The organism is Ktedonobacter sp. SOSP1-52, from assembly GCF_016587395.1.
This window is the reverse complement of record NZ_BNJH01000001.1, coordinates 2,440,134-2,464,045: the sequence shown is the minus strand read 5'-3', so window position 1 is coordinate 2,464,045 and position 23,912 is coordinate 2,440,134. Positions and strand designations below refer to the sequence as shown.

Below are 23,912 nucleotides of genomic sequence, written 5' to 3'. Positions count from 1 at the left end.
CTTTGAGCGTCTAAACGCTTTTTCGCCTCCTTCACGACTTCCACTAATAGGACTTAGAGTATGTCTTAAGAGGCTCAGAGAGCCAGGAGTAAACTGAAAGGAGACAATAAAGGAACGCCAAACTGAGCAAGAAGGAGTCGAAGCTGATGAATGAGAGCATCAACAGAAAGCGCTATCCATCGGATCTTACCGATGCACAATGGGACCTGTTGGCACCCTTCATCCCACCACCATCCCCCAACGCAACCCAGGAAGTGATTCCCAGACGAGAAATCGTCAATGGCATTCTGTATGTCCTGCGGACAGGCTGTTCTTGGCGACAAATGCCTCACGACCTGCCCAATGGCAAAACGGTGTTTCATTATTTCCGTTGCTGGCAACGGGATGGGACCTGGGAAAAAGCGATGCATGCCTTACGCCGCCAGGTGCGTGGCTCGATGGGGCGAGAGGAAGAACCTAGCGCCGGTATCATCGACAGCCAATCGAGCAAGACCAGTCCAGTCCCAGGCATCGGGCGTGGCTATGATGGCGGGAAAAAAAATCTGGGGACGCAAAAGGCACCTCCTTGTTGACACTCAGGGCTTCATCTTGGCTGTCATGGTCCTTGCAGCCAACATCGCCGATGTGACTGGCGCTCGCCTCTTGTTAGAAGGGCTCGCCAACCAGTTCCCTCGTCTCTCGCATCTGTTCGCCGATCATGGCTATGACGGGGAACCCTTTGAGCAATGGCTCCAACACCATCTTGGATGGGAGATCGAAATCGTTCCCCAGCAAGAGCGTGAGGTGCATACCGAGTGGGCGCTCATCAATGGGCAGCCGGTCGAGATTCGCAAACCAAAGGGAGGCTTCCAGGTTCAGCGCAAGCGCTGGATCGTGGAACGAACCTTTGGCTGGCTTATCCGCTACCGACGACTCGCTCGCGATTACGAGGGGTTGCCTTCAAGCAGCGAGGCCTTCATCCAGGTGGCTTCCATTCGTCTTTTATTGACCCGTTTGGCTCCTTCCCGATACTAATTATTCGTCTTAAGACACACTCTTAGTGGAAGCTCAACCTAGGGTATACTTCTACTAATACGGAATTTCGTGTTTGATAGAGAACCAAAGGTACTTCTACTAACAAGGAGCAGCGATGACAGAGACACTGGAACAGACACTGACAGCATACGATACCTGGTTGGACCAGCAATCATTGGCGGAGAAAACGCGCGTTGCTTATCGGCTCCAAGTGCATCAGTATGGAGCATATCTCGCCCAGCGTGCTGCTTCAACCACAGACGATCCTTTGCGCACGCCCTTTGCTCGTGACTATGCTGTCCGAGACTACAAAACCTACATGAAAACCGAACGAAAAGCAAAACCAACTTCGGTCAATCTTGCTCTGGCGGCCATTGACCATTTCCACCTGTTAATCGGAAATGATCGGCCACAGGTCCTGCGGGAAAGCTTGCCAGCACAAGCTCCTCGTGCTCTCAAACCGGAAGAACAAAAAGCCTTGTTGCGCGCTATTGAACGAACGTCCTCCGTACGCGACAAGGCTATTGCGCACCTCTTATTCTACACAGCTATCCGCCTCGGAGAATGTGCGGCGCTCAATTTGGATGATCTGCGAGTCTCTGCACGTCGGGGAGTGGTCATTATCCGCTCAGGCAAGGGTGATACCTACCGCGAAGTGCCACTAAATGCAGAGATACGTGAGACACTTAAAGTTTGGCTCAAAGAGCGGAACAAACGGTTCTCGCAGCCCACAGATTCGGCTTGTTTTCTCAATCTCAAAGGAAAACGGCTCTCTGCCCGTTCAATTGATTTGATCATTCGCCGTATTGGAACTGATGCGCATCTGGAACTCTCTGCACATGTCTTGCGTCACACCTGTTTGACCAACCTCGTCCGCCGTGGAAGCGATCTGGTGCTGGTTGCTGAGATTGCAGGACATAAACGCTTGGAAACGACACGACGTTACAGTTTACCATTGCTTCAAGATCGTGAAGACGCGATGGTAGCGTTACATATTGAATACTGAAGAAAGGGAAACACTATGGTGGATCAGCAAAGCCAGCAGAAACAGTTCCAGCGCACTCATACGACGAATATAAACACCCTCAACAAGATTGTGCATAAAGCAATGGGCGCGAACATCGAGCAGCAACAAACACCGGCTGGCAGCCAAATGTACAAATTCGAGCTTAGGAGATATCATGAACAATAGAACAAAAATTGCCCTCCTTTTTCTTGGCAACCTTCTCCTTCTGATTGGCTGTTTCTTTTTACCCTGGCACATTACTCCTTTTAATACTCACGGGAATCTTTTAGAAGGCCCCTCTGTGTAGAATCTCATGACCTTTCCCTTCGTCATTCAACCCAGCCCTAAACTCGGAGCATTGATGCCATACCGTGTTTTGTGTAAAAGGAGCCTTTGCCAAATGACTCAATCCGCTCTAGTCCTGGGATCAGAGGAATTCGGGAATGAGCCATTACACAAAATTCAGTATGGTGTCCGTATTCACCCCCTTTGTGCTCATCATGGACTTGAACGAGCATATTAGTATGTATCTTCACGAAATTATTTAAATCGGGCTGAATTATGACATAAGGGTGTCGCCATTTCAGAAGTATAGTGTCCTGGTACAGAAATGAAGTGTCCGACGATGTGGTGTTAATCGACACTATCATCAAGGAGCTTACGTATCAGAAAAGGAACAATTCTTATGACAAAATATGCAGTCTCTCATATTGAGATCCCGGCCACAAGCCCGGATGCCATACCGTGTTTTGTGTAAAAGGAGCCTTTGCCAAATGACTCAATCCGCTCTAGTCCTGGGATCAGAGGAATTCGGGAATGAGCCATTACACAAAATTCGGTATGGTGTCGAGAACAACACATAAATAGGCGATATGCTGCCCGAAACGTCATGCGCTGCTAGTGCGGTGAACCACTCCACATGAAACGCGAACACAAGAGCTTTTGTAGGCGTTACACAGAAAGCCATGATATGTAGACGCGTACTTTAGTAGCGTCGGGCTACACATAAAGCCATGGTCGCTACTGACATAGGGTTGTCACTCCGTTCGTCTATACTTCCTGTATTGGAACACACATTATTGGATGAAATCCCTCTTCCTGCTTTCCTGTCGGCCCTTATGTAGAAGATTTAGGGAGAGAGAAGCAGGCGAAGAGACGTATATCATTTGGAGAGGGGGTGGTGGGGAAACGCGAAGAAGCCAAAAAAAGTTGTTGCGAGAGAAGTAAAGGAGCAGGCATGAGTGAATTGACCCCTGAGCTGATCGTTGACTTGCAAATTCCCCAGGATATTCAGATCTCCCCCGATGGCAAGCGTATCGCGTATACCCTGGGCGCGTTATGCAAACGTGATGAGCACACAGAGAGCGCGATCTGGCTTGCCACAACAGATGGTGCGGAGGCGCCCCGGCAATTTACCGCAGGCGGTGTGCAGGATAAAAGCCCGCAATGGGCGCCCGATGGTAACGCACTGGCCTTCCTCTCGGATCGCGCGGAGCGTGGAACTGCTCAACTTTACCTTATTTCCGCCAATGGTGGTGAAGCGCAGGCTTTGACATCCAGAGAGAACAAGCGCGGCGTAGAGCGGTTCGCCTGGTCTCCTGGAGGCGGTCAGATCGCCTTTACCAGTGTTGACGAGCCAGATGAGGAGGATGAGCGCCGCGAGAAGGAGCGGGACGACGCTCAGGTATATGGAGAAAAGTGGCCCTATGCGCGCCTGCGCCTGCTCTCGCTGGCATCCAGGGAGGTCAGTACGCTGGTCTCGGGTGAGCGGCATGTGGCCAACTTCGCCTGGCATCCTCAGGGGCGGGAACTGGCCTATACGACCTGGAAGACACCCGAATTGAACTCATCCATGCAGGAGACTGTTATTGAACGCATTCCCCTCTCAGGTGGTGAGCCGCAGGTGGTCTGTCATTTTGCCTATGGCGCGTCGAATCTAACCTGGTCTGCCGATGGCGAGACCTTGCTCTTTATCTCTGCCACTGCACAGCGAGATCAATCTTCCATGGCGGTCTACGCCGTTCCCGCCAGTGGAGGCGAGCCAAAACGCCTCGCAGGCGGAGAGACCAACTGCATCTTCGAACTGCAACATTTACGCGAGGATGTGCTGGTAATAGTTGCCGAGGAGCTGGAGACGAAGCTCTGCCGTTTGCAACCACAGAGCGGTGAATTGATCTCGCTCCTGCCTGACAGCAAGGACGTGCGTGAAAGCGATATAAGCAGCGCTCACGCGTGCGTACTGGTGGATGGCCATACTGTCGTGGCCCTGACGCGTTCATCGGCGCAAGAAGCCTTTGAGATCTGGAGTGGTGTCGCCGAAGTGGGGAAAGCGGCTCAGGAGCTACGCCAGATCACGCATCACCAGGAGCATTTCACCGGTTTTGCGCTGGGCGAGCAGGAGGCCTTTTACTGGACCGCATCTGATGGCTGGAAGATGGATGGCATCCTCATTCGTCCTCCAGAGACCTCAATGGATCAGCCTCTACCAACGATTGTGCTGGTCCATGGCGGCCCCTATGGTCGCTGGGGCCATGGGCTGCATCTAAGCTTAAGCTGGGGTAAATGGGCGCAATGGCTGGCAACGGCGGGCTACGCCATCTTGATGCCCAATCCACGTGGTGGCCTGGGTCATGGCGAGGAGTTCGCCGCTGCGGCCCGAGGCGATGTCGGAGGCGCCGATTTCCAGGATGTCATGTCGGCCCTGGACGCCGCGATTGAGCGTGGCATTGCCGATCCAGAGCGCCTGGGTATTGGCGGCTGGAGCCAGGGCGGCTTTATGAGCGCCTGGGCTGTGACGCAGACTACCCGCTTTAAGGCTGCCATCATGGGCGCGGGCGTCAGCGATTGGGGTATGATGGTCGTTACTAGCGATCTTCCAGCCTTTGAGCAGGCGCTGGGCGAGACCTCGCCTTGGGATGGTGTTGGCCCGCACCGGCATGCACAGCTCAGCCCTATCTCGTTCGCGCAACAGGTGCAGACGCCTGTGTTGATCCTGCATGGTGAGCGCGATGCACGCGTCCCCTTAAGCCAGGCTATTGGCTTCCAGCGCGCGCTGCGCCATTATCAAACACCCGTGGAAATGGTTGTATACCCCCGCGAGCCTCACGGTATTCGCGAGCGCGCCCACCAGCTTGACCTGCTCCGCCGCGTGCGTGCCTGGTATGACCGCTGGTTGCACACATAGTCAATGTGAGTCGCATTTCACAGTAGATGGTATGAGTGTAGTACTCGGCGGAGGTTCGAGTGTCACGCTCATACCATCTATACATGAGCGCTGGAGGTACGAGGAGCCATGCATGCAATATGCAGATTGGTTATTGTGTAAATCCCATAATTAAACTGGCGAGAGCGGCACAATTATCCTGGTCAGTAGCGAGACATTGATTGAGGGAGGGAGATAGCTCATTTCGCCTCTCAAGCGCGAAGAACAGCAAGCAGAGAAAGTTGTAGGCCACCAGAATAATTGTACTCCTTCGCCAGTTTAATTGTGGGATTTACACCACAACAGGCTCTAAGACGTCGTTCCAGCGCCGCTGGACCCATCCCAAAACAGTCGCCATCTGCTCCTCCTTGGTTCAAAAACAACATGTCTTACACACAGTATAATATGTTCCTTTGTTACTGTCAAGTAGTAACTATATTTTATTCTTTAAAACACAGAGACAGAAAACCTCCCCTGCAAAACGCCTGGCTTGTCAGGAGAAGCGCAGAAATGTCTTATTCTCTATTCATGCTTGCAGGCATGTGTATACTGTAAAAGGGGGAGTAGTGCTTGCAATACGTATCGGCGGGGTTTTGTACCAAAGGCCGACAAGAGGAATCTTGGGAAGGAAAGGGAAATGGTGCGCATCACCAACTTTCACCAGTGGATTACAACGCTTCTTCGGTTTCACTCGACTCCACTTCCAGGGATGTTGGTTCTCGAAGGCCCGCCAGGCAGTGGCAAAACGCTCCTCGTGCAAGAATGGCTCACCTCCCTTTCCACACACCAAACCTCGCCAGCGATCTTCGCCCATCGCATTTCCGCCAAAAAACAAGAAACGCCAGCGCAATTCGCGCGCCGCCTGGCCGAGGACCTGGAATGGTCCCCGTCTGCACGCAGCACGTCCGAACTCTGGAACGAGGCTGCTACTACCCTCAAATACACCCCGGTCGATCTGCTCATCATTGACCAGGCAGAACACCTCTCCCTCATCCTCGCCCAGTGCATTCGTTCCTACCTCTTTGATGACCATACCTGTGCGCTTCTTCTCGTTGGCTCTTCCTCTCTCAGAACCACCTTGCAGCGCGATCCAGCTCTCGAAGGCCGTGTCTTTGCTTGGCGCACGATCACCGATTTCGATTCCCCAAACAACTCCATCATCGCCAATCTCACCTCACTCGGCCAGAACACGGTGTTCATAGATACTATGGAAAAAGCGACATGAGACGAAACACTGCCAGGCAAGAAAACGAACGACTGCAACGTGGGATATGGCCTTCTTCGCTACAAACGCTCTGGTGCCGGAGAGCATCACTGGCTTACATAGTATTTGCGGAGCGCTGTCCGTAGGTGTTTCTGCTCTCGCGCCGCTGGAAGTTGCTGGTCTCCTGACACAAGCAGATAGGTTACTTAAAGGTACATATTGAGGTCCTCAAGAAATCCTGGTTGGGTACGCAAGTGCTTGAGGGCTCCAAGGTCGAGGATGCAAAACACATGTTCTCCTCGGCGTGTTTCTGGGAGGGAATGGTCACCGCAGGCAGGGAAATCAACGCTGCGTTCTCCCCGTCTCCCCTTCTGCCTCCTGCAGCACCGCTTTGATCGTTTCGCGACTCCTCCCTCCCCCTTTCGCGACCTGGCGTTGACTCTTCCGCTCCAGATAATACGCTCGTCGGACCACTTCCCACTCTTCTCCTCCCAGAGACACCTTCCGCTCCTTCCATCTATTGAAGCCTATCACTCTTCTAAGATACCCGATCTCCTTTTCCTTGGCAACCCTCTCTTATCACTTCTTCCATTTCCATATATCTCTATACATCTATTCATTTCCTCCTTGTGGCTCCCCTCTTTCTCATTTCTCCTCACGCCCACATGGGCATGATCCTCCTTCACTCTTCTTTCCACTTTCACCTACAACAACATGTCCTTACAAGTGTATCTGTGGCTCCTTTCCTTCTCACTGGCCTTGGCTCCCTCTCCTCTTGGCCCCTTTTTTTCTCATTCGGAGCCATTTGGTCCCCTTTTCATTTATCAACAACAGTCACTCAAAAGTGACGAAAATGGAGTACGGCAGGCGTATGGATTTACGCAGCTATACCCCTCCTTCTCCTCGGTCTCACTGAAACCTCTGTGGATATTAAACGACCTTTTTGTCATACAGGGAGCAAGACATTCTGGTATTGGCAAGGCCCTCTTAGATCGTGCAAGAGAATTTGCCGTAGAAACCCAGGCCAGAGGCTTAACCTTAAAAACTGCCGTCAATAATAGCGATGCACAAACGCTCTACGAGGTCGCAGGGTGGCAGAAAGACAGACAGCTCTATTCATATAATCTGTATTTATAGCGAAGAAGTTGAGTTGAAACTAAATTCTGCTTTTTTGTTCTCCATGAAAGATCAGCATTTTTGGGGGTTGTAGACATACGCTCCTGTCTGTTCTTCTTATTGAAACGTTTTGAAGACCTCGCTTGCTCGTAAATGGCCCCCTTATTATAGCTATGAATGGCTCTTTTAACAGTTCCATTGTCGTAGTATACTGCTGCCATCGAGATGGTAGTAAGTGCGAAGAGTTGACAGATTTTCGGGGTCTTGGCCACTTTCGGTGTTTAAACACAGCAAGAGATTGCTCCAGAAAGCCCGGAAGCCTTTTCCCTCGTGTCTGTTGATGAGCTTAAACACCGAAAGTAACCAAGACCCGATTTTAGGGCGAAGAGTGATCAAGCGGCGCGAAGAGTGATCAGCTCATCTATTGCTGATGAGCAACATGGCTCTACAAGCAGATGTACCACTTTCAATAGTGTAAATTCATGAGCAAAAATTGCTTGGATTGTGAGCTTCTGCTGCCCTGTTCCGGCCTTTTTTGGGCTGAAGCAGGCGCGTCTCGCTGGGGTTCATGCTACTATAGCCCATTCATAACAGGCAAAAACAGGAAAATTCGCACGCGAATTGACAGAAACGATTGAGAACGATCCGCATCTCAAGCGGCTTCCCTCGTCGCCAATAGTTGAGCTGATCACTCTTCGCGCCGCTTGATCACTCTTCGCCCTAAAACCTGATCACTCGTCGGTTCTTACACATTCCCGGTGAAGCTCGCTTGCTTCCCAATACGGCCTGATGTTTCATGGCGAAATCTTCTTTCCTGCTAGAAAGCATGAAGAACTCGCTGGCGGAGCAGAGAGATACCTGCTCGTCCATACCCCATCCTTTTGATCAGCTTCAGTTTGTTGACGTGCCCCTCAACCAATCCGTTGTTTTGGGGGAGGGTTAGTCCTGCCACGACTGCGGCCTTGTCTCTCTCAACACTGGTAGCAAACCCTTGCAGTTCACGAATCTGGCTCGCTCTGGCCTTCTCAAGCCAGCCGTCAAGCCGTTCTCCGGTACGAGTGCGCAGCATCTGGGCGAACTGCTGAACCAGGGTGTAAGCCAGCTCGATCTCTGGATCGAGTTGGCGGAGGGTGAGAAGTATTTCTTGTTCATCGGTCGAAAGTGCTTCAGGCCGACGAAGAAAGAGAAAAGCCGCAGACTTTGATGAGAGAGGCATTGGAGAGAGGGTGCATGCTTTTGCAGCGTTCTTCTTCCCCTCTGGAAGCAAGCGAAGCAACTGGTCATGCATTGACTGATACGATTGAGTGTAGCCACGCTCCAGCAGTTCCCGATACAACTGCGCCATATTATGACAACCAGCTTCCCACCGTTCTCGCAGATAGGGGAGGTGGCCATCAACACCCGTCTTGCGCAGAGGTGATTGTCGTTCAGGAAAGGTGCCACTCCTCAACCAGCGTGTGACCGTGGCAATACCGATGCCAACCTGCTCGGCAATGGTCGACAGGGTGAAGCCTTGTTTCCGTAAGGCCACGACCTGCTCGTATTGAGCCAGACGCTCCGCTCGCTTCGCTTGGCTCAACTCGGCTCCCTTCCGATGAGGTCTGGGTGGCTGTTTCGCTTGCACTTCCGAGAGAGAGGGGGCCGAGGACTTCTCGGCCTGACCTCTACGACGAGCAGCCAAGTGGCGGGCCAGCACCCCCTCCAGAGCCTCGCCAAGATTCTTGAGGACATGAAACCTGTCTGCACACTGTACCGCCTGGGGAGCGGCGGTCTTGGCTGCTGATGCATAGTCCCCTCCCCGATCTCGACTCACCAGTTCAATTTCTGGGTGGGTCGTTATCCAGGCTGCGGTGGTTTCTGCCGATCGATCAGGCAACACATCAATGACCCTGTGACTGCGCATGTCTACCAGGATCGTGCCATATTTGCGTCCTCGCCGAAACGCAAAATCGTCGATCCCAAGCTCTATCACCTGTTGGAGCGGTTCTCTTGGAAGCGCCATGATCCGACGAAGCACCGTCATCCAGGAGGTCTTAATCCCTAATCGCTCAGCTAAACGCGCTCCCAGCATGCCGCCAGTTGCTAAGCCGAGAGCCTGAACGATTTGAAACAGGCGAGCAGTGACTCGCGCCAGAGGTTCAATAAAGGGGGTGAAACGTTCGGCAAAGATTTTTCGCGCGCACGTACTGACATCACAAAAGCATTTGCGGACCAGAACGCGCAAGCAGACACGCTTTCCACCGGACGGGAGATCCGTGATCTGGCGGACGTAACGGCTATGAAATCGGTGTGCCGGAGTGCCACAGAGGGGGCAGCAGGGATGTTTCCGTATGCAATGAGCGGTAATTGTGAAGACCTCATCAATCATCTCGATCTCTGTGACCTCCAGTTCCTCTGGCAAGGCAAGCGTAACAGGTACTTCCATCTTCATCTGATCCTTCTACAAAAGCAGTATTATTAGTGTAGAACGATCTATCGATACGTCTATAGCAAGCGAACTTCACCGGGAGTGTGTAAGAACCACTCGTCACCTTATTTACCAAGCCTTGCTTAAGGAAAACAGGCGCTGAAAAAACCTGAGATCCTTTTACTTTCTAACAAAAATTCATTGATGGAGACCCCTATGCTCGATTTTAGTGCAGTGACAAGCGGCTCTCAGACCCTGGCAGACATAGCCGCTGGTCTGACAAAGACCGATCTTTATCAGCTTACCGATGAAACGATCAATGTAATGCAAGAGATCATTACTGATACAGTTGATGCGGACGTGACATTCGTGCCGCTAGATCCCCAGGCGAACGATACATTTGGGAATTCTGAAGAGGCCGCCCTGGCGTGGACTCTGGGCCACGTGGTGGTTCACGCCACCGCTTCATCCGAAGAGGCCGCCGCCCTGGCTCTCGTGCTGGCCCGTGGTCTGCAGGTTGAGGGTCGTTCGCGTTACGAGACTCCCTGGGAGAGCGTGACAAGTATCGCTCAGGTGCGCCAGCGTCTTGAGGAGAGCCGTCGTATGCGTAAAGCTATGCTCGACGCGTGGCCTGACGAGCCTCACCTGGATACTATAATGACATATTCATTCTTCCCGCAAGCTGGCGAACTCAATGCCATTGGCCGCTTTATCCTGGGTTTATACCACGATGCATCTCATCTGGATCAAATGCGTGAAATAGTGCACCAGGCAAGCGCGTCTCGTGTGTGACATTGTTGTGATGGGGCGGCTAAAGTCGCTCCATAGCTCTGCAAAAATGCTAACGCCAAAACAAAAGTACAGTGTGCTGGCTATTTAGCATATCCGTTCCAAAATCTCTGACTCATGCCAAGAAACGAGAGGCAGAAAAAGCACGGAAAGGGTTTATCTCAAGTGGATACACCCCATCGTCAGCACGCCAGACCTCTGCGATGAGGCAAGAGGACGTGTTCTCTTTGCTCAATGAAGCAAAGGGTCAGACTGCACAGAAACACATTCGTGCATCTTCTCTTTTCTCTGGCTTTTGGCTATTTAGGCGGCCCTCCGGTAGTCATGGTGTAACCTACCCAACATGGGAATGGCGATCACCCGGCTTGGGGGCTTCAGAAGGATATTGTCAACTTATTCGCAGGGATAAAACATATTGATGCGCTAGAACGAAGTGAGGTGTTGAAGTGTGGGGAAAGATGGGAATGCCTCTGGGGTTATGCGGCCATTTTTACCTCAGTCACCTCATTCCATTGCTGGAATCGGTCCCGTAACATGGTACGATATTCTCCGGCACGTAAACGGTGGCGTCGAGTCTGGAAATGCCCAGCAATGGCACCGAAGGCGGAGAGGAAGCGTTGGGCATGTTTGGTCGATTTGAAGCGCCGCATCTTCTTTTCACGCAGTCGAGTGGGTTGGTGGGAGTTCTCGGCTCGATTGTTCAGTCCTTTGTGCTGCCGATGCTCTACGCTTGGCAAGACCTCGCGTTTGGCTGCGCTATAGCTTTTGAGTTTATCGGTGATGATCACGCGTGGAACAGAGAGTAGCCCTTTGAGCAGTTTGCGGAAGAATCGTTTGGCCGCCTTTTTGTTGCGCTGGCTCTGCACGAGGATATCCAGCACATTACCATGCTGATCTACTGCTCGCCAGAGGTAATGCTTCTTGCCCCTGATGGTGAGGAAAACTTCGTCCAGATGCCACTTGTCGCCGCAGCGAGGGCGACGACGTCGCAATTCATTCGCATAGGCCTGCCCAAACGTCAAACACCATTGCCGGATCGTTTCATAGCTCACAACGATCCCACGTTGTGCCAAAAGCTCTTCCACATCACGAAAACTGAGCGGGAAACGGAAATAGAGCCACACCGTGTGACTGATAATTTCGGGCGGGAAGCGGTAACCTTTGTATGCAGAAGCAATGTTGTTTGTTTCCATAAAGCCATTCTAGCATGTTGTTCAGTTCTATTGCCAAGTTGACAATACCGTTCCCACCAGTGATGCATCGGTATATTCGTAGTACCAACGCAATTGAAAGCTTTTTCAGCAACGTTCGCCAACGCACCGATCAGATCGATACCTTTACTACTGAGACCAGTTGCCTCACGATTGTTTGGGCAACGATGCAAGATATCCATTTACTCCGTATTCCCGTTTCGTAACCTTGAGGGGAGAAGGAGAGAGGCAGACGCAACCCGCTTTCCACACGGGGTTAGAGGGAGGTTGTTTTTTGTCTTTTTTGCCATTTTTCTATCGAATAGCAAGAATTTCTTTGATGCTTCTTCTTCTCCGCTTTTGTTGCCTCCTCGCACCTCTGCTTTTCTGGTGGAGGTTGTTGGGAAATGCCCCGAAACCTGGACCGCTCTCTATCTGGTATACTGTTCCTGGGTTTTGTCAATTTGGTGGCGAACGACGAACGAGCGAAAGGGCCAATGATGATTGATTATTCAGAGTATCTGGAAGGGTATCGAGATGCACAGGCATATGATCTGGAAGAAGGCGGCTACGATGCGGATTATCCACTGACCGTGCAGTTGGCTCGCTCACTTGGCGGGCCTCTGCTTGATCTTGCCTGTGGAACCGGAACGATGGCCATTCGCATGGCCGAGCTTGGCTATGAGGTCACGGGGGTTGATATCATCCCAGAGATGATCGAGTTGGCCTCCCAGAAGGCGGCACAACCAGGTGTCTCGATTGAGTGGGGTGTGGCGGATGCGCGCACATTCCATCTCCAGAAGCAGTTCCCCTTTATTTACATGCTGGGGAATGCCTTTCAACACTTTCTCACGCGAGAGGACCAGGAGGCACTGCTGGCTCGTGTGCGGGAGCATTTGCATCCTGAAGGACGCTTTCTCTTTGGAACACGCCATCCCTCACCACGCAATCTCTTTGAAGCTCGCTTCTCAGAACCACAGACGTACACCATGTCTGATGGAAGGCAATATGTGATTAGTGAGCACCCAGAGTACGACCCGGTCACGCAGATTCAGCACTATACCTTCTCTGAACACTGGCTCACGCCAGAAGGTCTCCAAGAGAAGAAGCAGTATCGATCAGCACTGCGCTATGTCTTTCCCCAGGAGATGGAAGCCTTGCTCTTCTACAATGGGTTCCAGATCAGCTCGTGTTATGGAAACTGGCAGCAAGAGCCTCTGACAGCCACCTCTCCCTACATGATTTATGTCTGCCAGAGACGAGTCTAGCTTGGCTTTCTTATCCATGCGTTCGGATACCATTTCCACCCCTGCGGAGAAGTCTCCCCGGTGGAGAGCGGTTTGCTCTGGCGTGTTCCTGCTTGTGCTCACGATTCGGGGCACGGGCTCGCCGCTGGCGAACGCACCAGCGGTCCAGGTTTCGGGGCATTCCTCAGTTGTTCACTTCTACCTTTACACAAAATTCGGCATGGTGTCATGTGAGTTGGGAGGAATACATGCAGACCCAGGACCAGTTGCGCCAGAACTGGCAACGAGACGGAAACCGGGGCATAGCCCGAGAGGGCAACGCGCTGTTGCAAGGGATCGTGTGGTGTGGGCACTGTGGGCGCAAGATGGGAGTGCAGCATCATACAGCCAAAGAAAAGCGGTCGTCTGCCTACCTCTGTCAACTGGGGCATTAACAGGACGGGGAGGACCGGATTTGCCAAAGCATGACGGCTCGCCCGGTGGATGCCGCGGTGATGCAAGCCTTCCTCGAAGCGGTTTCGCCGATGGGGGTGGAAGTCGCCGTTCAAGTGCTGACTCACGTTGAGCAGCAGCTGGAGGATCTGCGACGCCAATGGGACCTACAGCTGGAACAAACGCGCTACGAGGCGCGCCTGGCCCAAAGAAAATATGATGCGGTTGACCCTGACAACCGACTCGTTGCCGCCGAATTGGAGCGTCGCTGGAATGCCCAACTCACGCGGGTGGCTGAGCTGGAACAGGCATATGCCAAAGCCGAGCAGGAAGCAAGCTTCACCCTCACTCCGGAGGAGCGTGCAGCTATGCAAACCCTCGCCCAGGATCTCTCAGCTATCTGGCAAGCTGAAACCACCACCCAGGCCGAGCGCAAGCAATTGCTCCGCTTGGCCATTGAGTCGGTCCAGCTCGATGGGGTGAGCCGACCCGGCCGGATTGAGGTCCAGATCCGCTGGCGATCCGGTGTGGTGACACGGCTGGAGGTGAAGCGCGCCCAACCGAGAGAAGGGTCGTTGAAAACACCCGAACAAGCTGTTACGCGCATTCACGAACTCGCTGCCGACTTGAGCTATGCGCAGATTGCGGAAGAGCTCAATGCGATAGGCTGGCGCACCGCTTTTGGGCGCCCTTTCAACAGCCAGCATGTTGGCTACATTTGTCGCCGGGATGGCTACGGACGCAGAGGGCCTCATATGCTCAAAAGCGCCGATCAAGCCACATGACGAGAGACACCAGAGATGAGCCAGGAGAGGTCGGCCACGGTTGCGCGTGTGTCGGCATCTCTGGCCAAGTTGAACAAGAGGTGTGTTATGACGCAAGTCTTTTTAATCCCAACAAGAGACGATCATTGTAACTACGAGGATCATACACCCCTTCGATATCCGCAATCAAGGTCCCCACCACAGCAGCCAGATCCAGTAAGTGATACCAGTCGGCATTGTTGCGCGCTAGCCGCGAGACTTCCCACCCGAAGATGATGCCCACATGGCCCAGGGCCAGCTCGGCTGCCAATTGCGTAAAGTCATCGCGGCCCTCGCGTGTAGTTGCCGTGTGGCCCAGATCGGCGTCGAGCACCACAATCCGCTCTGCCGCCCACCCTAGACTGCGGGCACGCTCGACCAGCGCCCGTTGATTGTACTGGCTCTCGGGATTGAGCCGGACTTGCTTGAGCGTCGATTGCCGAATGTAGACTACCGCTTTGCGTTCAAGATGGGCTGGCGTGATTTTCAGCGAGCGAGCAATGGGCATCATGGCTGGCCTCCTCGGCGTGAAGTAGACATTCCTGACACATCGTGACGAACTCCTGGAGCACAGCGCTTTGCTGCACCTGGGTGAGCGTGGCCCAAACGCGGCTCGGCCTGATCTTGTGCGAATGTTGCTCCTTCGACTGAGTCACTGGAGCACTCGGCGGTCGAATTGTCATCGGTGGGGTCTCCTTTCCAGCCACCAAACACCAACAAAAACTCCTGCAGGAATTGTTGCAAAGATTCGACCGAGATGGGAAGAGGGGAGAGTGTGGCAGAGTCATATGCCAGGTTGGTCGCTGTGATCGGGACATGACGCTCAATGGTGGGACGAATCCAGACAATGCAGCACTGGCTTTGATAGGGGGAATTGGCAATCCCAAGACACGGAAGCGTGCGTCCAAAGAGCGGATGACAGGGATCTACCACCGTGACCGTCTCTTGCGGTGATGGCATGATCAGATCAATGGGGGTAGTGAGTTGGTCGGGTTTTGCCAAGCCCGGGATTGCCTATCAACACAATTGTCTCTGCTTTCCCTATATATCCCCCTTGCGCCAAATCTAATACTCGCGCCTTGCTGGTAAATAAGGCGAAGAGCGAGCAGGTTTTGAGGCGAAGAGTGAGCAATCAGCGCGAAGCATGAGCACTGGTGCGCGCGTTACTTGGGAAAACCGCTCCACATCCAGTGGGCAGGAATGGAAAGTTGTAAATAAAAACCCATACTCGCGGAAATACAGAGGAGACGAAGAGGGGTGTGACTGAGGGCTCAGGTTTTTCTTTGAGTCTCCCCAATGAGACTCAAAGAAAAACCTGCAAGGCTTCGGGTCCTGCCAGCCTTGCTGTGATGACCAGAAGGCGCCACGGAACGACTTTGCCTACTCCTCTGGCTTTGATTCAATGGGCTGGTTGATCTCCCAGAGGTTGCCTTCGGGATCAGCAAAGTGTGCCGTGCGCTTCCCCCAGGGCTGGTCGGTTGGGGGTCTCCTAAACGTGACTCCCTTAGCCGAAAGCTCCTCGTAGGCGGCGTCGACATCCTCAACCTCAGCGGCCAGGAGTCCCCGAGGTCCTCCCTCGATCTTGGTCTTGAGCTCATCTTCCTCTGAATCGATCAGGCTTGCGGCGGCTGAGGAATCCAGCAGGAGGAAATAGATGTCTTTCATTTTGAAACCGGCAGAATGGGCATCGCTATTTTGCATCTCAAGCCCGAGCGTATCTCGATAAAACGTCAGGCATCTGCCCAGGTCTCGGACAAACAACACAGATGCAATGATATCGCGAACCATGGTGTACACCTCTCTTCTTTCTTTGTCGCGTCGGAACGAGAGTCCATGCGCATACGCGAGTTAGGCCCCTTGTCACTCGTTCTGGCGCAGAGCGCATCTGTTCTCGACATGGCACAGTGTAGCACAGTAGGAGGGACAAAACTTCTCGTATCTTGCTCGTTCTTATTTCCATCTCTTAGGAGAAGTAGACCAAGTGTGGAGCGGCCTTCCCAGGCATTCTCCCATTACTGCTCATGCTTCGCGCTGATTGCTCACTCTTCGCCTCAAAACCCGCTCGCTCTTCACCTTATTTACCATCATCTTCTATTACCTGTTTTTAGCGGAGAACAATGACAATGAGCGAAACACTTGCAACAACAAGGCAACGCGTGTTGTATAAAGCTCGCCAACTGTGCCAGCAAGGCTTTATCACATTTGACAGCGAGACAACTGGCTTAGACAGTGAGGATCAGATTATCCAGTGGGCCGTGTGTGACCAGGAGGGCAAGCTCCTGGGTAGCGGCTATATCAAGCCGACTGTGCCAATCAGTTTGGGCGCTTCGAGATACACGGCATTACTGATGCACAGCTCGCAGGTGCCCCCTCGTTCGCGGAGTCCTGGTCCACAATCCGCGACCTGCTTACTACTAGTGGGAAAACGGTCGTCATTTATAACGCAGACTTTGACATAGGTATGCTCTGGTCCTCGGCGCGTGCTCATGATATCCCTATGCGCTGGGACGAATTTAAGCATGAGTGCGCCATGATGCTCTTCGCACGCTTCTACGGAGAAGAGCATGAGTATTGGGGTGGCTACACTTGGCAGAAACTCACAACTGCTATCAGCCACCTCAACATTACAGTTCCCGGCGAAGCTCACGATGCTGAGCATGACGCTGCGGCAACCGCTCACATCATCAAGCGGCTCGCGGAGGATACAGGAGGAACCGTGAGACGAGTTGACCGCTTGTCTCTTGAGATGAACCTCCTTCGAGAACAGGAAGGATAGGCCAAACCGATTGCTCGTGTCATGCACCATCCGTTCTCTCACGAAAGGAATTCGCTATGAGCGACTCCCCCAAGCTGACCGAGTTGATCAAAGCGCTCCCCGGCGAACAGGCCGAAGCGGCCCTCGACGCGCACTTTGCAGCAATGTCCCCGGACGAGCGTGACGAGGCAGCCAGGCAGATCGTCACCGCTCTCACGACGGGGCGACCGATCGGGAAGGAACCCCAGTAGAACTCCTAAGCTAGAGAGGTGTATTCGTCCGACTTTCTGGCTGGAGGAATACATACACTAAGTTTGCACTTTCCCAAATGGGTAAAAAATTGAAAGCATGGAGGACTCATGATACAAAAGAAACAAGCAAAAAACGTCTTTTGTCAGGAGTCAGCCATGCCACACCCTATTGTATGTCTGGACGCGCGTTTTCGCCAGTATCTAGACCACTGGCAGACCTTGTTTTCGCGCCCACAATTTCAGCACTTCGTTACCGTGCTGCTTGCGTTGATCGTCGGTTCCCAAGGGTTCACGCTCTTGCACTTCAAACGGGCGGTGGCTGGGAGCAAAAGTCTGGCAAGTCTGAGCCGTTTCCTTGCCCAAGCTCCGTGGAGCCAAAGACTCATACATGCCCTGGCCTGGTCTCGCTTTGTGGCTCAGATGCAGCCCTCGGTACACGAGGATCTCTCACGCCAGCGCACATTGCAACCTGTTAGACGAGGTCGCCCTCGCAAGCTCTTCGTGATAGGCTACTTGATTGGCGACGACTCGACGATTGGCAAACCGAAAGGCGTGAAGATGCAAGGCCTGGGGCGGCATCACGACAGCAAGCAGAACCAACGGGTCAAGGGCCATTCCCTGGTGCAAGGCCTCTATGTCTTGCTTGGACAGCATTTTCCGCTTGAGCCCCGACTCTACCGTCAGCAGGCGACCTGTGAGCAAGAAGGGGTCCCTTTCCAGAGCAAGATTGCTCTCATGATTGAGATCATCAAGCAGTTTGAGCCGCCGCAGGACACGCTCACCCACGTGTTGCTCGACAGTTGGTACAGCGCCAAAGCCATCTGGAAAGCGGCACGAGATCGTGGCTTTCTGATCACCACGGCCTTGCGCAGCAATCGCTCGGTGCGCATCCCGGATGCGACCTCGCCACAAGGCTGGAGGTGGCAACGCCTTTGCGCCTATGCCGAAAGCCTACCAGATGCGGCCTTTGTGCCCTGTGCCTGGCCACGCAACCCCGAGCATCGGGTGTGGGTGCATGTGCTGAGCAGTTCGGTGAAAAGCTTGTATCGCTGTCAACTGATCATCATTCGTCAGCACCTGGATGATCCAGTGAGCCGGGCTCGCTTCTGGGCTTCAAGCGATCTGCAGGCCGATGTGGAGCAGCTGCTCACCCATATCTCTCGTCGTTGGGACATCGAGGTCTTCTTTGAAGACGTCAAAGAACTGCTGGGTATTGATCACTATCAACTGATGAGTGCCCAGGGGCTGCAGCGCTATTGGAGTTTGTGCTGGATCGCCTTCTCCTTTTTGGAGGAGCATCGCGGCTGGTTGCAGACCCAATGGCAACAGAATGTAACGCTGGGGGAAGCCAAACGGAATCTCCAGCACATTCATCACCGCTTGCTTGTGGCATGGATCGCTGATCACGCGCTTCAAGGCACCACAAGCGAGCAAATTGCTGATCTCTTGACCGCTTAAGCGGCTTGTTTGGAAATGTGCAAACTTAGTGATACATATAAGGCAAGACACCGAGCGAAAGGAACGCGGGCGGACTCGCACCGTGCATACGCTATCCAAGCGCGTGCATGATGCGGTCCGCTCACGTTTGTTTGAGGCTCTGTCTCACGCAAAAAAACTTGCCGCACCCCATCGGAAATCTGGTGTCAGAAGGGCTTGACATGGAGTGCACTCCATGTTTTATGCTGAGCATATGGAGAAGACATACACCACCAGCGACGTTGCCAGGCTCACAGGACTCAGCATCGACACCTTGCGCTACTATGAGCGCATCGGACTGATCCACGAGGTGGATCGGCTCTCAAACACGCATCGGCGCTACACAGACTCTGACGTCCAGTGGATTCAGTTTCTGCTCAGGCTGCGTGACACAGGCATGTCCATTCAGCAGATGCTCTCATATGCCCGTTTGCAGCGCCTGGGCGAATCAACGCTGCGCGAGCGCGTCGCTCTGCTCAAAGCACATCATGAACAGGTTGAGCTTCACATTCAGCAATTGCAAGAATATCTCGTGGTTATCGATCACAAAATCACCACCTATGAAGGTGCTTTGCTGACTCGTGAAACCGAGAAAGTAGAGGAGAGCGCGCGTTAAAGGAGCGTACGCCACTCATTGTCGGCCAGGCCAGCAAGATCGGTTGCTGGTCGCGTGGTAGATTGTCTTTTTTCGAGCCTCCCCACACTAATTGTGACCTAGCACACAGCTAGGTCCGGGTACGTTTTGCCCAATTTTTGCGCAGAACAGTGCCATCGTCACATGAGCAAAAGGAGAACTTGTGTATGCGTCTTGGATTACAGGTGCCTAGCTTTACCTGGCCAGGCGGGCAGAGTCAGCTTGGCGAGACCTTTGGACTGATCGCTGAACACGCCGAACGCGCTGGTTTCTACAGTCTATGGGTCATGGATCACTTTTTTCAGCTCGAGGGCATAGGATCGGTGGAACAGGAGATGCTTGAGGGCTGGAGCACGTTGGCCTTCGCGGCGGCTCGCACGAACCGCATCAAACTGGGCACGCTGGTCACAGGCGTCACCTATCGTCATCCCAGTATCCTGGTGAAGACGGCGACGACGCTGGATGTGCTCTCGCACGGGCGGGCCTACTTGGGCATCGGCGCGGCCTGGAACGAGGAGGAGCACAGGGGATTGGGGGTGCCTTTCCCACCTGTCAAAGAACGTTTCGAGCGGCTGGAGGAGACGTTGCAAATTGCGCTCCAGATGTGGTCGGGCGATGAGCGGCCATACGAGGGCAAGCACTATCAACTGGCCCGGCCACTCAACAGCCCGCAGGCCATTCAGAAACCGCACCCGCCGATTCTGATCGGCGGCGGTGGTGAACGCAAGACGCTGCGACTCGTGGCCCGTTATGGTGATGCCTGCAACCTGTTCACCTCTGGCGATCACGCCGAGTTACGGCACAAGCTCGACGTGTTGCGCGAGCACTGCCAGAGCGAGGGGCGTCCCTATGAGCAGATCGAGAAGACGGCCTACAGCCATGTGCTGCTCCAGCTTACCCGCGATGGGCGTGATCAGTCCTGCACCCCTGGGGCCTTCATAGAGCAGTGCGCGCACCTGGCGGAACTGGGCATCGACCAGGTGACGCTGAGCCTGAAAGATGTCCACGAGGCGGAACCCTTTGAGTTGTTTGAGCACGAGATCATTCCAGCGGTTGAAAAAATCCCTGTCGCTGGCCGTTAGGGTGTCTTTTGCCTCCAGGGTGTAAATTTGGGAATTCTCTGGTTGGAATCAGGATAAATCGGTGAGCAATCTGCTTTCTTCTTGAGGGAGGAGCCGTTCACCAATTTATCCGATTTTCGCTCAGGGTCTTCCGCTCCTTTGGTGAAGCATGAGCTTTGGTGAGAAGTAGATCGACACCATGTGGTAGAGTGTTCCAGAAAATGATCTTTCGTTGCTACTTCAATAGGAGCCATGTGTTGATTGGCGTGTCATCTCTTCTCTCTCTTCCCGAAGGGCTACATGTTGAGCGGATAGAACTGCAAGGAGACATCCTGGCCATTGCCATTGTTTCCGTTCTTCCCTCCTCTTGTTGCCCACGCTGCTCTCAAGCATCATCGCAGGTCCATAGTTGGTATCAGCGGACGCTGCGAGATGTTCCTTGTGCAGGCCGTCGGGTCGTCCTTCATCTCTCTGTCCGCAAGTTCTTTTGCCGCAATCCTGACTGTGCTCACAAAATTTTTACCGAGCGGCTCCCCACCTTTGTTGAGCCGTGGGCACAAGTGACGAAGCGATTGTTTGAGGCCGTACAGACCATCGGACTGGCTACCAGTGGAGAATTGGGAACGCGACTTGCCGATCGCATCGGAATTCACAGTTCTCCCACCACCATGCTTCGCCGCATGATGGCGTTTCCACCACCCTCCTCATTCCAGGTGTCCGTGTTGGGAATAGATGACTGGAGTTTCCGGCGTGGAAGGAAATTCGGCACGATCCTTGTCGACTTAGCCACCCACGCCGTCCTCGATCTCCTCCCTGACCGCGACGCGAAGTCTGCTGCGACCTGGATGAGCGAGCATCCTGAAATTGAGGTGGTAAGCAGGGACCGGGGAGGAGACTATGCCTCGGCTGCCGTCGCAGGCGCCCCTCAGGCTATCCAGTGCGCAGATCGCTTCCATATCCTGAAAAATTTGGGAGAGGCGTTGGAAGGACTTCTTGCGCGTCATCTAGCGACCCAACGCCAGAAGCAAACCCAAGAAACGTTTGAAGAACATCTTCCCATCGAGCATGCGACCCGATCTGTCAGGCGTTCTCCCAAGGTCGAGCGTCTTCAACAGGCTCGGCGAGAAGAGCGTCTGGCCTGTTATGAGCAGGTGGTTGCATTGCACAAGCTCGGCATGAGCCAGGCTGCCATTGCCGAACGGGTGGGAGTTAGTCACAGCACGGTGAGCAGATGGTTGGCTGCTGGCACGTTTCCTGAGACCACGCGCGGCCCTTATGTGAGCCGACTCGACCCCTATCTGCCCTACCTTTTCCAACGGTGGGAAGCGGGTTGCCACAATATGGCGGGCCTTTTTCGCGAACTGGTCGATCGTGGCTACAAAGGATCATACCAGAGCGTACGTGATCACATTGTTCGCCAACTCCCAGAAGGCAAGAAGAATGCGGCAAGAGGAGCCATGCTTTCTCCTGCCCCTCTCCCCTCACGGCAGGCAACCTTTCTTTTCCTCCGGCAGCCGAAAAAATTGACTCCTGACGAGCAAGCAAATCTTCTCACGCTTCGTCAGATCCATCCAGAAGTGGACCGAACCTACGATCTGGTTCAGCAATTTGCACAGATGGTACGTACTCGCACGGGGGAGCACCTCGATAGTTGGCTTGCCCAGGTAGCTGATAGTCAGATCCCCGAATTACAGAGCTTTACCCTCGGCATTGAACGAGATAAACCCGCTGTTGTCGCAGGTTTGACTTTGCCTCACAGCAATGGCATCGTCGAGGGAAAAGTGAACAAGCTCAAGCTCATTAAACGGATGGGATTTGGCAGGGCAGGATTCCCGCTGCTGCGCCAGCGCGTGCTCCATGCTCTGTAGGGATGCTCAAACGTTGCTCACAATCTTTTGAGTGTAGACCGTTCCGACACCTGCTTCTCCAGAGAACCATCGGCGTAGTGGCTCACAATCATACCAAGCTTGCACACTCAAAAGGTCAAGCACTTCTTGTTCACCCCTCCACTGGGCTTGCTGCACCAGCCCATCGGGATCTTGTGGGTGTATCTCTCCAGTCACTTCGCAAGAAAAATGAAAGGCGAAACCAGCTTCCCGCAGGCCCTGTTCAGTCTCCCGAAACAGTTGAACAACAAAGGCCAAGATCGGCGTTCCTTCGAGCTGCAAACCCGTTTCTTCACGCAATTCTCTTTGCAATGCGTCTACCAGCCCTTCTCCTGGCTCTACCACCCCGCCAGGTAACCACCAGGAAAGATGGTCTCTCCCGTGGTGCTTCACTAACAGACATTTTCCATCTCGTCTTGCTAGTGCCAATGCAGTATGCTGATAATCCATTGATGGTCCTTCTCCTGTGCTCTTTTCTTTGTATCATAGGCCCATTTTGCATTTCAAGCAAACTTTTTTCGTATGAAAGACGAATGGACAGTAAAACTGACTATTTCAAGTTGCGAGCACGCGAGCGGATTCACCAAACCAGCGGAAGACCCATGAAGTGCGCAAATTTACACGCTACCATGACAAGGCCACCCAATACTCGATTCAGGAAGCGCTTCGTTCAGCCACAGCTCGCATGTACGTTTGAGGACCTAGCTCTTCTGGTCTCATCACCCATTCTCCTCCACGCCAGACACCTCAGGCGCATACCGGATCCAGCGTACGTGCATTTGCTCCACGGGGCGATCAAAAAAACTTGTTTGCGCATCCAGACGAAAGATTTGGGCGAAGTCCTCTGGCTCAAAGGCAACGCGCAGACGCTCCGCATAGGAATTCAGGAGCACCTGTTGGTAATACACACTATCATAGGCTGGCACATCTGGGGAACGCCCAGGCGCAGAAAACGACGCTAGGCAGGCACACCGGAGCGATCAAGCGATCACGGGTGCGGTTACTGCTGGATGGAGGAAACCTCTATCGCCTGCGGCCTGAACTGGGCAAACGCATGATTTCTTTGAGGTACAAAATAACCCCGAACTACGGCTGAAAACTCAAAACTGGTGTCAGTTTAAGCTTCGGGACTACGATCGCCGCTGGAACCAGCCAACAGATGAGCAGGCGCAGGAACTCGGGAGTATGGATCTGAATTGGGGATCGCTATATCTGTGGATCTGGCGCACCAGAACACCACCAGGCGCGCGCGACCTGGTCCTGGATCAACAGTTCTTCAGCGAAGGCCTCCTCTCTTATGCCTGTCCATAGGCACCAAGGGCATGTAACATTTTGGGACATTTTCACACAGTGGCTCCTCTTTCGAAGCTCACTGTCCCTCTTCTCGTCTCATAATGAAAAGCCAGTTTTGACAGTATTAGATTACTGACCACTTTTTC

General features: G+C 53.4%; 27 protein-coding genes. 19 read left to right on the top strand and 8 right to left on the bottom strand.

Going from position 1 to position 23,912, the window contains the following annotated elements:
* Positions 1 to 146: 146 nt before the first annotated feature.
* From JMJ16_RS54050 to JMJ16_RS11635, 6 genes are all read left to right on the top strand, one after another.
* Positions 147 to 572, top strand: a complete 426-nt coding sequence (locus tag JMJ16_RS54050; protein ID WP_236601243.1) for a transposase — start codon at positions 147 to 149, stop codon at positions 570 to 572.
* Complete coding sequence (locus JMJ16_RS54045; RefSeq protein ID WP_236601241.1) at positions 517 to 1,014, top strand: IS5 family transposase; 498 nt, start codon at positions 517 to 519, stop codon at positions 1,012 to 1,014. Before JMJ16_RS54050 ends, JMJ16_RS54045 begins: the two co-directional genes overlap by 56 nt.
* A gap of 115 nt (positions 1,015 to 1,129) precedes the next feature.
* A complete protein-coding gene (locus JMJ16_RS11650) occupies positions 1,130 to 2,020 on the top strand; it encodes a tyrosine-type recombinase/integrase (protein WP_201381367.1) in 891 nt (296 codons plus the stop codon).
* Positions 2,021 to 2,035: 15 nt separating this feature from the next.
* Entirely contained in the window at positions 2,036 to 2,206 is a 171-nt protein-coding gene (locus tag JMJ16_RS11645; protein WP_201381360.1) for a hypothetical protein, read from the top strand.
* Between the two features lie 1,051 nt (positions 2,207 to 3,257).
* Positions 3,258 to 5,204, top strand: a complete 1,947-nt coding sequence (locus JMJ16_RS11640) for a S9 family peptidase (protein ID WP_201381358.1) — start codon at positions 3,258 to 3,260, stop codon at positions 5,202 to 5,204.
* A gap of 655 nt (positions 5,205 to 5,859) precedes the next feature.
* Positions 5,860 to 6,447, top strand: a complete 588-nt coding sequence (locus JMJ16_RS11635; protein ID WP_201381356.1) for an ATP-binding protein — start codon at positions 5,860 to 5,862, stop codon at positions 6,445 to 6,447.
* Positions 6,448 to 6,768: 321 nt separating this feature from the next.
* On the opposite strand, the gene JMJ16_RS11630 is transcribed toward JMJ16_RS11635, so the two are convergent.
* Positions 6,769 to 6,927, bottom strand: coding sequence for a hypothetical protein (locus JMJ16_RS11630; protein WP_201381354.1), 159 nt, complete (start codon positions 6,925 to 6,927; stop codon positions 6,769 to 6,771).
* A 213-nt stretch (positions 6,928 to 7,140) separates the two neighbouring features.
* Here JMJ16_RS11630 and JMJ16_RS56940 point away from each other — a divergent pair, with 213 nt between their 5' ends.
* Complete coding sequence (locus JMJ16_RS56940) at positions 7,141 to 7,563, top strand: N-acetyltransferase (RefSeq protein ID WP_201381352.1); 423 nt, start codon at positions 7,141 to 7,143, stop codon at positions 7,561 to 7,563.
* 796 nt (positions 7,564 to 8,359) lie between these two features.
* Here the strand turns inward: JMJ16_RS56940 and JMJ16_RS11620 are convergent.
* Positions 8,360 to 9,967, bottom strand: coding sequence for an ISL3 family transposase (locus tag JMJ16_RS11620; protein WP_201377749.1), 1,608 nt, complete (start codon positions 9,965 to 9,967; stop codon positions 8,360 to 8,362).
* A gap of 198 nt (positions 9,968 to 10,165) precedes the next feature.
* On the opposite strand from JMJ16_RS11620, the gene JMJ16_RS11615 reads away from it, so the two are divergent.
* Entirely contained in the window at positions 10,166 to 10,741 is a 576-nt protein-coding gene (locus JMJ16_RS11615) for a DinB family protein (protein ID WP_007913552.1), read from the top strand.
* A gap of 473 nt (positions 10,742 to 11,214) precedes the next feature.
* On the opposite strand, the gene JMJ16_RS11610 is transcribed toward JMJ16_RS11615, so the two are convergent.
* Positions 11,215 to 11,931 (bottom strand): IS6 family transposase, encoded by a 717-nt coding sequence (locus tag JMJ16_RS11610; RefSeq protein ID WP_201381350.1) that lies wholly within the window; start codon positions 11,929 to 11,931, stop codon positions 11,215 to 11,217.
* Positions 11,932 to 11,945: 14 nt separating this feature from the next.
* Here JMJ16_RS11610 and JMJ16_RS11605 point away from each other — a divergent pair, with 14 nt between their 5' ends.
* The 4 genes from JMJ16_RS11605 (at position 11,946) to JMJ16_RS11590 (ending at position 14,392) form a co-directional block, all read left to right on the top strand.
* Positions 11,946 to 12,155, top strand: coding sequence for a transposase (locus tag JMJ16_RS11605; RefSeq protein WP_307813076.1), 210 nt, complete (start codon positions 11,946 to 11,948; stop codon positions 12,153 to 12,155).
* Between the two features lie 180 nt (positions 12,156 to 12,335).
* A complete protein-coding gene (locus tag JMJ16_RS11600) occupies positions 12,336 to 13,196 on the top strand; it encodes a class I SAM-dependent methyltransferase (protein ID WP_201381348.1) in 861 nt (286 codons plus the stop codon).
* A 227-nt stretch (positions 13,197 to 13,423) separates the two neighbouring features.
* Positions 13,424 to 13,609, top strand: a complete 186-nt coding sequence (locus tag JMJ16_RS11595) for a zinc ribbon domain-containing protein (protein WP_201381346.1) — start codon at positions 13,424 to 13,426, stop codon at positions 13,607 to 13,609.
* 30 nt (positions 13,610 to 13,639) lie between these two features.
* Positions 13,640 to 14,392, top strand: a complete 753-nt coding sequence (locus tag JMJ16_RS11590) for a hypothetical protein (protein ID WP_201381345.1) — start codon at positions 13,640 to 13,642, stop codon at positions 14,390 to 14,392.
* Between the two features lie 85 nt (positions 14,393 to 14,477).
* Here JMJ16_RS11590 and JMJ16_RS11585 read toward each other — a convergent pair whose 3' ends face one another.
* The 3 genes from JMJ16_RS11585 to JMJ16_RS11575 all read right to left on the bottom strand — a co-directional run bounded on the left by JMJ16_RS11585 (position 14,478) and on the right by JMJ16_RS11575 (position 16,198).
* Positions 14,478 to 14,921, bottom strand: coding sequence for a recombinase family protein (locus JMJ16_RS11585; protein WP_201381343.1), 444 nt, complete (start codon positions 14,919 to 14,921; stop codon positions 14,478 to 14,480).
* Positions 14,918 to 15,412, bottom strand: coding sequence for a hypothetical protein (locus JMJ16_RS11580; protein ID WP_201381341.1), 495 nt, complete (start codon positions 15,410 to 15,412; stop codon positions 14,918 to 14,920). The genes JMJ16_RS11585 and JMJ16_RS11580 overlap by 4 nt, the downstream gene beginning before the upstream one ends.
* A 378-nt stretch (positions 15,413 to 15,790) precedes the next feature.
* Entirely contained in the window at positions 15,791 to 16,198 is a 408-nt protein-coding gene (locus JMJ16_RS11575) for a VOC family protein (protein WP_201376648.1), read from the bottom strand.
* Positions 16,199 to 16,742: 544 nt separating this feature from the next.
* Here JMJ16_RS11575 and JMJ16_RS11570 point away from each other — a divergent pair.
* From JMJ16_RS11570 to JMJ16_RS11545, 6 genes are all read left to right on the top strand, one after another.
* Complete coding sequence (locus JMJ16_RS11570; RefSeq protein ID WP_201382835.1) at positions 16,743 to 17,186, top strand: exonuclease domain-containing protein; 444 nt, start codon at positions 16,743 to 16,745, stop codon at positions 17,184 to 17,186.
* A gap of 56 nt (positions 17,187 to 17,242) precedes the next feature.
* Positions 17,243 to 17,416 (top strand): hypothetical protein, encoded by a 174-nt coding sequence (locus tag JMJ16_RS11565; protein WP_201381339.1) that lies wholly within the window; start codon positions 17,243 to 17,245, stop codon positions 17,414 to 17,416.
* A 156-nt stretch (positions 17,417 to 17,572) separates the two neighbouring features.
* Positions 17,573 to 18,874, top strand: a complete 1,302-nt coding sequence (locus JMJ16_RS11560; protein WP_201381337.1) for a transposase — start codon at positions 17,573 to 17,575, stop codon at positions 18,872 to 18,874.
* A gap of 214 nt (positions 18,875 to 19,088) precedes the next feature.
* Complete coding sequence (locus tag JMJ16_RS11555) at positions 19,089 to 19,508, top strand: MerR family transcriptional regulator (protein ID WP_201381335.1); 420 nt, start codon at positions 19,089 to 19,091, stop codon at positions 19,506 to 19,508.
* A gap of 185 nt (positions 19,509 to 19,693) precedes the next feature.
* A complete protein-coding gene (locus JMJ16_RS11550; protein ID WP_201381333.1) occupies positions 19,694 to 20,608 on the top strand; it encodes an LLM class F420-dependent oxidoreductase in 915 nt (304 codons plus the stop codon).
* A gap of 245 nt (positions 20,609 to 20,853) precedes the next feature.
* Entirely contained in the window at positions 20,854 to 22,455 is a 1,602-nt protein-coding gene (locus tag JMJ16_RS11545; protein ID WP_307813094.1) for an ISL3 family transposase, read from the top strand.
* A 6-nt stretch (positions 22,456 to 22,461) separates the two neighbouring features.
* Here JMJ16_RS11545 and JMJ16_RS11540 read toward each other — a convergent pair whose 3' ends face one another.
* Together JMJ16_RS11540 and JMJ16_RS11535 are read right to left on the bottom strand one after the other, a co-directional pair.
* Positions 22,462 to 22,923, bottom strand: coding sequence for an NUDIX hydrolase (locus JMJ16_RS11540; protein ID WP_201381330.1), 462 nt, complete (start codon positions 22,921 to 22,923; stop codon positions 22,462 to 22,464).
* A gap of 269 nt (positions 22,924 to 23,192) precedes the next feature.
* Positions 23,193 to 23,399, bottom strand: coding sequence for a hypothetical protein (locus JMJ16_RS11535; protein ID WP_201381328.1), 207 nt, complete (start codon positions 23,397 to 23,399; stop codon positions 23,193 to 23,195).
* Positions 23,400 to 23,658: 259 nt separating this feature from the next.
* Between JMJ16_RS11535 and JMJ16_RS55960 the strand changes: the two genes are divergently transcribed.
* Positions 23,659 to 23,784 (top strand): hypothetical protein, encoded by a 126-nt coding sequence (locus tag JMJ16_RS55960; RefSeq protein ID WP_255553178.1) that lies wholly within the window; start codon positions 23,659 to 23,661, stop codon positions 23,782 to 23,784.
* Positions 23,785 to 23,912: the final 128 nt, after the last annotated feature.

Coding starts and splice junctions, on each gene's coding strand:
- JMJ16_RS54050 (WP_236601243.1), top strand. CDS start 147: ATGAATGAGAGCATCAACAGAAAGCGCTATCCATCGGATCTTACCGAT.
- JMJ16_RS11650 (WP_201381367.1), top strand. CDS start 1,130: ATGACAGAGACACTGGAACAGACACTGACAGCATACGATACCTGGTTG.
- JMJ16_RS11645 (WP_201381360.1), top strand. CDS start 2,036: ATGGTGGATCAGCAAAGCCAGCAGAAACAGTTCCAGCGCACTCATACG.
- JMJ16_RS11640 (WP_201381358.1), top strand. CDS start 3,258: ATGAGTGAATTGACCCCTGAGCTGATCGTTGACTTGCAAATTCCCCAG.
- JMJ16_RS11635 (WP_201381356.1), top strand. CDS start 5,860: ATGGTGCGCATCACCAACTTTCACCAGTGGATTACAACGCTTCTTCGG.
- JMJ16_RS56940 (WP_201381352.1), top strand. CDS start 7,141: ATGTCCTTACAAGTGTATCTGTGGCTCCTTTCCTTCTCACTGGCCTTG.
- JMJ16_RS11620 (WP_201377749.1), bottom strand. CDS start 9,967: ATGGAAGTACCTGTTACGCTTGCCTTGCCAGAGGAACTGGAGGTCACA.
- JMJ16_RS11615 (WP_007913552.1), top strand. CDS start 10,166: ATGCTCGATTTTAGTGCAGTGACAAGCGGCTCTCAGACCCTGGCAGAC.
- JMJ16_RS11610 (WP_201381350.1), bottom strand. CDS start 11,931: ATGGAAACAAACAACATTGCTTCTGCATACAAAGGTTACCGCTTCCCG.
- JMJ16_RS11605 (WP_307813076.1), top strand. CDS start 11,946: ATGTTGTTCAGTTCTATTGCCAAGTTGACAATACCGTTCCCACCAGTG.
- JMJ16_RS11600 (WP_201381348.1), top strand. CDS start 12,336: ATGCCCCGAAACCTGGACCGCTCTCTATCTGGTATACTGTTCCTGGGT.
- JMJ16_RS11595 (WP_201381346.1), top strand. CDS start 13,424: ATGCAGACCCAGGACCAGTTGCGCCAGAACTGGCAACGAGACGGAAAC.
- JMJ16_RS11590 (WP_201381345.1), top strand. CDS start 13,640: ATGACGGCTCGCCCGGTGGATGCCGCGGTGATGCAAGCCTTCCTCGAA.
- JMJ16_RS11585 (WP_201381343.1), bottom strand. CDS start 14,921: ATGATGCCCATTGCTCGCTCGCTGAAAATCACGCCAGCCCATCTTGAA.
- JMJ16_RS11575 (WP_201376648.1), bottom strand. CDS start 16,198: ATGGTTCGCGATATCATTGCATCTGTGTTGTTTGTCCGAGACCTGGGC.
- JMJ16_RS11565 (WP_201381339.1), top strand. CDS start 17,243: ATGAGCGACTCCCCCAAGCTGACCGAGTTGATCAAAGCGCTCCCCGGC.
- JMJ16_RS11560 (WP_201381337.1), top strand. CDS start 17,573: ATGCCACACCCTATTGTATGTCTGGACGCGCGTTTTCGCCAGTATCTA.
- JMJ16_RS11555 (WP_201381335.1), top strand. CDS start 19,089: ATGTTTTATGCTGAGCATATGGAGAAGACATACACCACCAGCGACGTT.
- JMJ16_RS11550 (WP_201381333.1), top strand. CDS start 19,694: ATGCGTCTTGGATTACAGGTGCCTAGCTTTACCTGGCCAGGCGGGCAG.
- JMJ16_RS11540 (WP_201381330.1), bottom strand. CDS start 22,923: ATGGATTATCAGCATACTGCATTGGCACTAGCAAGACGAGATGGAAAA.
- JMJ16_RS55960 (WP_255553178.1), top strand. CDS start 23,659: ATGGATCTGAATTGGGGATCGCTATATCTGTGGATCTGGCGCACCAGA.